Here is a 6,785-nt window from a genome sequence, read left to right on the forward strand (position 1 = left end):
CGCGCGCCGCAGCTCCGCCGCGGCCGGGTCCAGCCCTCTGCCCCACCCGGCCACCCATTCCAGGATACTGTCGTCGGGTGGCCGGGTGGGGGAGAGGGCTGGACCCGCACAGGATTCAGTAGGTCGCGCGGCCGCCGGAGAGGTCGAAGACCGCGCCGGTCGTGAAGGAGTTGTCGGCCGAGGCCAGCCAGGCGACCAGGGCGGCGACCTCCTCGACCTGGACGAAGCGGCCGCGCGGGATCTTCGAGAGCATGTAGTCGATGTGGGTCTGGCTCATCTGGTCGAAGATCGCGGTCTTGGCCGCCGCCGGGGTGATGCAGTTGACCGCGATGTCCCGGACGGCCAGCTCCTTGCCCAGGCTCTTGGTCAGGGCGATGACGCCGGCCTTGGCCGCCGAGTAGGCGCAGGCGTTGGGATTGCCCTCCTTGCCGGCGATCGAGGCGACGTTGACGATGCGGCCGTAGCCGCGCTCGAGCAGCGTCGGCACCACCGCCTTGCAGCACAGGAAGACGCCGGTCAGGTCGATGTCGAGCACGCGGCGCCACTCGTCGAGCGGATAGTCCGCGACGGTCGCGTTGGCGCCGGCGATGCCGGCGTTGTTGACCAGGATGTCGAGGCCGCCGAGCGCCGCCAGCGTCGCCTCCCGCGCCGCCTCGACCGAGGCCCAGTCGGTGACGTCGCAGGCGATCGCGACGGCGCCCGCCCCCAGCGCCTCGGCGGTGCGGCCGGCAAGGTCCGCATCGCGGTCCCAGAGCGCCACCCTGGCGCCGGAGGCCAGGAAGCGCTGGGCGATCGCGCGGCCGATGCCCTGGGCGCCGCCGGTGACCACCGCGCAGCGGCTCTCGAGATCGATTCGGTTCATGGACTTCTCCTCCGGGCCGTCTGCGTCGCGCCCCGGGGCGGGGCCGGGGCGCCAGGGCCGCGGATCCTACAACGCCGGACCGCGCCCCGCACGGGGTGACGGAGCGGCGGGAAGCAGCTAGGACGTTCCTGCAAGGCGGCCGGAAGATCGAAGATGCCGCCGGTCACGCAAGGGAGATCAGGATGCCAGGACGTCTCGCAGGCAAGCGCGCCTTCTGCACCGCCGCCGGCCAGGGCATCGGCCGGGCCACCGCCCTGGCCTTCGCGGCCGAGGGTGCCGAGGTCGTCGCGACCGACATCAACGACGCGGCGCTCGCCGAGCTGGCGCGCCACGACGGCGTCACCGCCCGACGCCTCGACGTGCGCGACAGCGCCGCGGTCGAGGCCCTGGCCCGCGAGCTCGGCCCGGTCGACGTGCTGTTCAACTGCGCCGGCTTCGTGCACCACGGCTCGGTGCTCGACTGCAGCGAGGCCGACTGGGACCTCGCCTTCGACCTCAACGTCAAGTCGATGTACCGCACGATCAAGGCCTTGCTGCCGGCGATGCTGGAGCAGGGCGGCGGCTCGATCGTCAACATCGCCTCGATGGCCTCCTCGATCAAAGGCATCCCGCTGCGCTTCGCCTACGGCGCCAGCAAGGCTGCGGTGATCGGCCTGACCAGGTCGGTCGCCGCCGACTTCGTCGGCCGCGGCGTGCGCTGCAACTGCATCTGCCCGGGCACCGTCGAGTCGCCCTCGCTGGAGCAGCGGATCGCCGCCTTCGACGACCCCGTCGCCGCCCGCAAGGCCTTCATCGCCCGCCAGCCGATGGGCCGCCTCGGCAGGCCGGAGGAGATCGCCGAGATGGCGGTCTACCTAGCCAGCGACGCCGCCGCCTTCGTCACCGGCACGGCCATGGTGATCGACGGCGGCCTCGGCATCTGAGACCCCTCCGGGCCCGCCTTCCCATAACCCCGGACGGCCTCGGACCTGCGGCACTGCAGCACGGGAAACGGGTTGACCCCGCCACCGTTGCGCGGGACTAATGTATCAGTTCCGGCCCGACAGAAGGCCGGTCGTAGAACGATCACGGGGAGCGTCCATGGCGGCCGTCGATATCGTCGGTGTTCGCAAGGCCTTTGGCGCCACGGAAGTCATCCACGGTGTCGATATCGCTATCGCCGACGGCCAGTTCGTGGTGCTGGTCGGGCCCTCGGGCTGCGGCAAGTCGACCCTGCTGCGCATGCTGGCCGGCCTGGAATCGATCACCGACGGCACGATCTCGATCGACGGCAAGGTGGTGAACCTGGTCCCGCCGAAGGAGCGGGACATCGCCATGGTGTTCCAGAACTACGCGCTCTACCCGCACATGAGCGTGTTCGACAACATGGGCTTCAGCCTGAAGCTGCGCGGCGCGCCGAAGGCCGAGATCGACCGCCGGGTCAAGGAGGCGGCCGCGATCCTCGACCTCGACCGGCTGCTCGAGCGCTTTCCGCGGCAGCTCTCGGGCGGCCAGCGCCAGCGCGTCGCCATGGGCCGGGCGATCGTGCGCGACCCCAAGGTCTTCCTGTTCGACGAACCGCTCAGCAACCTCGACGCCAAGCTGCGCGTCGCCATGCGCACCGAGATCCGCGCCCTGCACCAGCGCCTGCGGTCGACCACGGTCTACGTCACCCACGACCAGATCGAGGCCATGACCATGGCCGACAAGATCGTCGTCATGCACGACGGCCGGGTCGAGCAGATCGGCGAGCCGCTGGAGCTCTACGACCGGCCGGACAACCTCTTCGTCGCCGGCTTCATCGGCTCGCCGGCCATGAACTTCCTGCCCGGCCGCATCGAGGCCGGCGCCGGCCCGCGCTTCGTCAGCGACGGCGGCGTCAGCCTGCCGCTGGTGGCGCCGCCGGGAGGCGTCGGGTCCGGGATCGACGGCCGGCCGGTCGTGCTCGGCGTGCGGCCGGAGCATCTGCACCTGGCCGACGAGGGCGCGGCGGCCGAGGTCCTGGTCGTCGAGCCGACCGGCTCGGAGATCCAGGTCTTCACCAAGCTCGGCGGCGCCGACGTCATGGCGGTGTTCCGCGAGCGGCACCGCTTCCGGCCGGGCGACCGGATCCGGGTCGCGCCCCTGCCCGGCCAGATTCATCTGTTCGACGCGGAAAGCGGACGCCGTCTCGTTCCGTGAACGGCCTGCGCTTCCGGCAAAAGAAGGCCCGATCCGCGAGACCGCGGCGAAGGGCCGAACAGGAGGGAGGAGAGAGCCATGAAGTTCACGAGACGTGACGTTCTGCAGACCGGCGCGGGTCTCGCCGCCGGCGCCGTGGGTTCGAGGCTGATCGGCAGCGGCAGCGCCTTCGCCGACGACATGATGAGCTTCAAGCCCGAGAAGGGCGCCAAGCTGCGCCTGCTGCGCTGGCGGCGCTTCGTCCAGGGCGACGAGACGGCCTGGGTCGCCAACACCAAGAAGTTCACCGAGAAGACCGGCGTCGAGGTCGAGATCAACAGCGAGTCCTGGGAGGACGTGCGGCCCAAGGCGGCGGTCGCGGCCAACGTCGGCGACGGCCCCGACGTCATCCTCGGCTGGTTCGACGACCCGCACCAGTATCCGGACAAGCTGGTCCCGCTGACCGACCTCGCCGAGTACCTCGGCAAGAAGTACGGCGGCTGGTATCCGGTCTGCGAGCGCTACGGCAAGCGCGGCGACGAATGGATCGGCCTGCCGCTCGGCGCCGCCGGCGCCTGCACCGTCTACCGGCAGTCCTGGGTCCAGGACGCCGGCTTCGAGACGTTCCCGACGGACACCGAGGGCTTCCTGAAGTGCGCCAAGGCCCTGAAGGCCAAGGGTCATCCGATCGGCATGGCGCTCGGCAACGCGGTCGGCGACGGCAACTCCTGGCTGCACACGATCCTGTGGGGCTTCGGCGGCAAGATGGTCGACGACAAGAACAAGGTCGTCATGAACAGCCCCGAGACGATCCAGGCCCTGGAGTACGTCAAGGAGCTCTACGAGACCTTCGTCCCGGGCACGCTGTCCTGGCTCGACTCCAACAACAACAAGGCTTTCCTCGCCGGCGACGTGGCCGCGACGATCAACGGCATCTCGATCTACTACGCCGCCAAGACCTCCGACGACCCGAAGATGAAGGAGCTGGCCAAGGACATCTACCACGTCAACATGCCGCAGGGCCCGGTCGGCAAGCCGACCGAGCTGAACCTCTTCACCCAGGCGATGGTCTTCAAGTACTCGAAGTACCCCAACGCGGCGAAGGAGTACCTGCGCTTCATGTGGGAGGCCGACCAGTACATGCCGTGGCAGCAGGCCGCGATCGGCTACATCACCCAGCCGCTGCGGGCCTACGAGAAGAACCCGGTGTGGACCGAGGATCCCAAGCACACGCCCTACCGCGACTGCGTCAAGAACATGCTGTGGAACGGCTATTCGGGCGAGCTGGGCTACGCCTCGGCGGCGGCGATGGCCGACTACATCGTCGTCAACATGTTCGCCGAGGTCTGTGCGGGCGACCGCTCGCCCAAGGAGGCGGCGGAGCGCGCCGCCAAGCGCTCCGAGCGCTACTACCGAGTCTGAGCAAGGACGGGAAGCAGGCGGGGCGGCCGGCTGCGGCCGCCGCCCCGCCCGGCCTTCCGCCGACCGGAGAATCCCTCCCACGATGGTCGCCGAGATCCCGAGCGTCACAGCCGACAGCGCCTACCGCATGAGCCTGTGGTCGCGCCTGATGACCGACCGCAACTTCCTCGGCTTCTGGTTCATGCTGCCGGCCGCGGCGGTGCTGATCCTGTTCCTGGCCTGGCCGCTGGTGCTCGGCATCTGGCTGTCGATGACCGACACGACGATCGGCCGGCCCGGCGTCTTCATCGGCCTCGAGAACTTCGACTGGCTGTCCGACGACCCGGTGTTCTGGCTGGCCGTCTTCAACACCTTCCTCTACACGACCGTCGCCAGCATCGTGAAGTTCCTGCTCGGGCTCTGGCTGGCCCTGCTGCTGAACAAGCACCTGCCCTTCAAGGCGCTGCTGCGCGCCATCGTCCTGCTGCCCTGGATCGTGCCGACGGTGCTCTCGGCGATCGCCTTCTGGTGGATCTACGACGCCCAGTTCTCGATCATCTCCTGGGTCCTGCTGAAGTTCGGCTGGATCACCGCCAACGTGAACTTCCTGGGCGACCCGGACAACGCGCGGGCCAGCGTCATCGCCGCCAACGTCTGGCGCGGCATCCCCTTCGTCGCGATCACCCTGCTGGCCGGCCTGCAGACCATCTCGCCCTCGCTGCACGAGGCGGCGACGATCGACGGCGCCAGCGGCTGGCAGCGCTTCCGCTACGTCACCATGCCGCTGCTGACCCCGATCATCGCCGTGGTCATGACCTTCTCGGTGCTGTTCACCTTCACCGACTTCCAGCTGATCTACGTGCTGACCCGCGGCGGCCCGCTCAACGCCACCCACCTGATGGCGACCCTGTCGTTCCAGCGCGCCATCCCGGGCGGCCAGCTCGGCGAGGGCGCGGCCATCGCGGTCGCGATGATCCCCTTCCTGCTGGCCGCGATCCTGTTCAGCTACTTCGGCCTGCAGCGCCGGAAGTGGCAGCAGGGCGGCCGGGACTGATGCGAATGACCGAGGCGCAGCGATGACCGACGCCACTCCGCAGCGCGCCACCGAGCCCGGCGTCGCCCGCGACGGGCCGGCCAGGCGCGGCCGCGGCGGCGACGAAGGCGAGGGCATGGACTACCTGGTCTCGCTGCCGCGCCGGGTGGTGACGGTCTACCTGCCGCTGCTGGTCTTCCTCTTCGTGCTGCTGTTCCCCTTCTACTGGATGGTCATCACGACCTTCAAATCGAACGAGGAACTCTACGACTTCAAGGACTTCAGCCCCTTCTGGGTGGTCCACCCGACGCTGCACAACCTGCACAAGCTGTTCTTCGAGACGCACTATCCGATCTGGCTGTGGAACACGATGGTGGTCTCCGTGGTCGCGACCTTCCTGTCGCTGTTCTGCGCCGTCTGCGCCGGCTACGCGATCGAGCGGCTGCGCTTCAAGGGCTCGCGGCTGGTCGGCATGGCGATCTTCCTGGCCTACCTGGTGCCGCCCTCGATCCTGTTCATCCCGCTCTCGACCATGGTCTTCTCCTACGGCCTGTTCGACAGCAAGTTCGCCCTCATCCTGACCTACCCGACCTTCCTGATCCCCTTCTGCACCTGGCTGCTGATGGGCTACTTCCGCTCGATCCCCTACGAGCTGGAGGAGTGCGCGCTGATCGACGGCGCGACGCGGCTGCAGATCCTGGTCAAGATCATCCTGCCGCTCGCCGTGCCCGGCCTGATCTCGGCCGGCATCTTCGCCTTCACCCTGTCGTGGAACGAGTTCATCTACGCCCTGACCTTCATCTCCTCGACGACGAACAAGACCGTGCCGGTCGGCGTCGTCACCGAGCTGGTCGAGGGCGACGTCTACCACTGGGGCTCGCTGATGGCCGGCGCCCTGATGGGCTCCCTGCCGGTCGCCGTCCTCTATTCCTTCTTCGTCGAGTACTACGTCTCCTCGATGACCGGCGCCGTGAAGGAATAGGTGCGGGACCTGCCGAGCTAGCAGGCTGCGGAAATAGGAGCGATTTTCCGCGCCGGCGGGCTCAGATCGGGGCTGTCGGCGAGGGGATGTGGGCCGTTGCCCTGGTTTTGCGGTCGCTTTCTGGTGTTTCGGCCTGCTTCGGACGGAGTCCTGGCCCGCTCAGGTCGCAGCGAGCAGCTTGGGCAGCCTGACCAGGTTGTAGGCGGCGACGCGCAGGGTGAACATCCAGCCGACGCGCGCGAGGCCGCGATGGCGGGTCTTGCGCAGGCCGCCGGTGGTCTTGATCCAGCCGAAGGCCTCTTCGATGCGCTTACGCAGGCGCTGGCTGACGGCATAGCCGGGGTGGCGGGTCGTGCGTCCGTCGACGG

7 protein-coding genes are annotated in these 6,785 nt (G+C 68.8%); 5 read left to right on the plus strand and 2 right to left on the minus strand.

The window, feature by feature from the left end; all coding sequences use genetic code 11:
• Positions 1-115 precede the first annotated feature (115 nt).
• Positions 116-862: an SDR family NAD(P)-dependent oxidoreductase gene (locus B9O00_RS31070; protein ID WP_085127182.1), complete on the minus strand. Its 747-nt coding sequence runs from the start codon at positions 860-862 to the stop codon at positions 116-118.
• Positions 863-1,044: 182 nt separating this feature from the next.
• Here B9O00_RS31070 and B9O00_RS31075 point away from each other — a divergent pair, with 182 nt between their 5' ends.
• From B9O00_RS31075 to B9O00_RS31095, 5 genes are all read left to right on the plus strand, one after another.
• Entirely contained in the window at positions 1,045-1,785 is a 741-nt protein-coding gene (locus B9O00_RS31075) for an SDR family oxidoreductase (protein ID WP_085127184.1), read from the plus strand.
• 157 nt (positions 1,786-1,942) lie between these two features.
• Positions 1,943-3,022 carry an ABC transporter ATP-binding protein gene (locus B9O00_RS31080; protein WP_085127186.1) on the plus strand — a complete coding sequence of 360 codons (1,080 nt, stop codon included), beginning with the start codon at positions 1,943-1,945 and terminating at the stop codon, positions 3,020-3,022.
• Between the two features lie 78 nt (positions 3,023-3,100).
• Positions 3,101-4,423 (plus strand): ABC transporter substrate-binding protein, encoded by a 1,323-nt coding sequence (locus B9O00_RS31085; RefSeq protein WP_085127188.1) that lies wholly within the window; start codon positions 3,101-3,103, stop codon positions 4,421-4,423.
• Between the two features lie 82 nt (positions 4,424-4,505).
• The gene (locus B9O00_RS31090) at positions 4,506-5,456 is read left to right on the plus strand and encodes a carbohydrate ABC transporter permease (protein WP_085127189.1); all 951 of its coding nucleotides are present in this window, start codon (positions 4,506-4,508) and stop codon (positions 5,454-5,456) included.
• A gap of 22 nt (positions 5,457-5,478) precedes the next feature.
• Positions 5,479-6,417 (plus strand): carbohydrate ABC transporter permease, encoded by a 939-nt coding sequence (locus tag B9O00_RS31095; RefSeq protein ID WP_085127191.1) that lies wholly within the window; start codon positions 5,479-5,481, stop codon positions 6,415-6,417.
• Positions 6,418-6,576: 159 nt separating this feature from the next.
• Here B9O00_RS31095 and B9O00_RS31100 read toward each other — a convergent pair.
• Positions 6,577-6,785, minus strand: a 209-nt coding sequence (locus B9O00_RS31100; protein ID WP_143596179.1) for a transposase, incomplete at its 5' end; no start/stop codon positions are given.

The organism is Tistlia consotensis USBA 355 (assembly GCF_900177295.1).
Lineage (GTDB): Bacteria > Pseudomonadota > Alphaproteobacteria > Kiloniellales > DSM-21159 > Tistlia > Tistlia consotensis.